The sequence below is a fragment of the Novosphingobium sp. GV079 genome, from assembly GCF_003058045.1.
Classification (GTDB): Bacteria; Pseudomonadota; Alphaproteobacteria; order Sphingomonadales; family Sphingomonadaceae; genus Novosphingobium; species Novosphingobium capsulatum.
In genome coordinates this window covers 1-2,386 of record NZ_QBUE01000048.1, presented here as the reverse complement: position 1 = coordinate 2,386, position 2,386 = coordinate 1, and the positions used below count along the sequence as shown (strand labels likewise).

The 2,386-nt window shown below is 62.9% G+C and carries 1 protein-coding gene and 1 tRNA gene; one reads left to right on the top strand and one right to left on the bottom strand.

The annotated features are described in order from the left end of the window. Positions 1-17 precede the first annotated feature (17 nt). Positions 18-94: transfer RNA gene (locus C8K14_RS22205), tRNA-Met, on the top strand. A gap of 235 nt (positions 95-329) precedes the next feature. Here the strand turns inward: C8K14_RS22205 and C8K14_RS22200 are convergent. Next, a complete protein-coding gene (locus C8K14_RS22200) occupies positions 330-2,180 on the bottom strand; it encodes a TonB-dependent receptor domain-containing protein (RefSeq protein WP_233251193.1) in 1,851 nt (616 codons plus the stop codon). Between the last annotated feature and the right edge of the window lie 206 nt (positions 2,181-2,386).

Here is a 2,386-nt window from a genome sequence, read left to right as displayed (position 1 = left end):
ACGGGGCCGCAGCGCATCGCGGGGTGGAGCAGCCCGGTAGCTCGTCAGGCTCATAACCTGAAGGTCGCAGGTTCAAATCCTGCCCCCGCAACCATCTCTCAACACAGCCTAACACACAACAGCCCCGGCCAAACAAGGCACGGGGCCTTCCTGCGTTCAGCTCACGCAGCCCGGCTGATGCCCGCGCAAGACACGCCAGTGCAGAGTGGAGGGGGCAGCGCTCTCGACGACGCGGTTATCGCGTTCCTGATTGCCTAGGTCTGTAGGAGCACCGGACAAAAAGAACCGCCGGTCCCTGGGAGCGGGACCGGCGGCGAGGGAGGGTCTGGTCAGAAACTGGCGCGCACGCCGATACGATACATCCGGCCGAGGACGTCGTAGAGCAGCGGGTTCACGTCGATCCCGGTGTTGGTCTGTGGCGAAGCGGCCGGATCGTGGTTGAACAGATTGTCCACCTTGGCATAGGCCGTGATCGCCTTGGTCACGTTGTAGGTGGCGCCCACGTCGAAATAAAACGCGCCGGGCATGCGGTTGTTGTCGATCGTGGGGTGCAGCGTGGCCTGCTGTGCGGTCTGCACCGGACAGTTGGTCTGGCGCTCGATATATTCGTTGCTGATCTTGCCCGCGCTGAACCAGCGCTGGGTGAAGGTCAGGCTGAAGTTGTCGGTATCCCAGCTTTCAGTGGCGAGCACTTTCCACTTCGGCGTGGCCCCGGCGTTGACCCCGGCGCCTTGCGTGGGGATCGTGTTGGGCAGGCCGATATCGGTGATATAGTTGCGCACATTGGTTGCTAGTGCGCGCAGGGTCAGATTGCCAGGCAGCTCGAGGCTGTCGAGCCGGAACTGGTAGCTTGCCTCGATATCGAAGCCGTCGGTGAAGATCGAGGCGAGGTTGAACGCCTGCACGTTGACATAGGGCGTGGCGGCATTGAGATCGAAGGCGCTGCACAGTTGCGTCACGCCGCCATAGCAGTAGTTCACTTCCTGCTGCGCGCTGAGTGAGGACACCACGCCTTTCACCTTGATGCGATAGTAATCGACCGAGAGGTTGAGGCCTGGTGCCCAGCCCGGGCGCGACAGCACGATGCCGGCCTCGGTATTGCGCGCGATTTCCGGCTTGAGTGCGGTGTTGCCGATCGTGTTCTGCTGCACGGTGACAGGCTGGTTGTTGTTGAACGGATTGGTCAGCCCCGGCACGGTAACCGTGATCGGCGCGGCATAGAGCTCGCTCAGGTTGGGTGCGCGCACATCGCGCGAGGTGACCGCGCGCAGGCGGATGCCGTCCACCGGTGTCTGCCAGGTGCCGCCGATCTTCCACGTGTAGACCGTGCCCGAGGTGCTGTAGTGCGTGGCGCGGCCCGCCAGGTTGAGATTGGCCTTGCCGGCGCCGGGCGTGTCGACCAGCGGCAGGTTCGCTTCGAGGAAGCCTTCATAGACCGAATACTTGCCGCTGCCGTCGTGATAGTTGCCCGCGTACCAGTTGTTGCCAGCGGTGTTGAGCAGCGGATCGGCCGGGTAATCGGCGGTGTTGGGATTGCTGGCGGTGACCCCGTTGCCATAGGGATCGCCTTTCACGCGGTAGTATTCGTGGCGCCATTCGCCGCCGAAGGCCAGCGAAACCGGGCCGGCCCAGGTGGAAAAGGGCTGGTTGTTGAACGCGATGCTGGCCACGTCCTGGGTCTGGCGGGTGTGCTGGTGCGGGCCATGGGCAGGGGTGATATAGGCAAGCGTCGCCGCGCTGGGGGTGGCGCCGCCAATGATGTTGAGCGGTACGCAGCCACTGGCGCGTGCGGCCGGATCGGCGCAGGCGATGGTGCCGTCATTCAGGCGCACCGCCTGGATCGCGGCGTTGTAGCGGGCGTTGAGCGTGATGTTGCTCACCGTGATGTCGGTGATGTTCTCGCCATGCTCGACATAGGCGTCATAGTGCAGGTCGCTGCCCAGGAACGGGATCTTGCCCTTGGCTCCGGCGACGAAGCGATATTGCTCGCGCACCGGATTGACGTTGATGAACTGCGGCAGCACCGCGTTGCTGACGCCATACTTGAAGCTGGTGATGCCGTTGGCCGCGCACAGATCCTGGATCGAGGTGGGCACGAACGGGTTGGAGCATTGCAGGGTGAGCGAATTGGCCTTGGCCGCGCCCGGATTGGGTGTGTTGTTGGAGGTGACGCGCGCCACGTTGACCGTGGCATAGACCTCGTTGTCATTATCGATATCGAAGCCGATGCGGCCATAGCCGTTGGTGCGGGTGATTTCCGATTGCAGGCTGGTGCCGTTGCCGACATTGCCTGAGGTGGTGCCGTTTTTCTGGACAGGATGATAAGCTCAGCCTGACCTGAGGAATGGACTGGAATGAAGACGACGAGAAAGCGCTACAGCGCGGA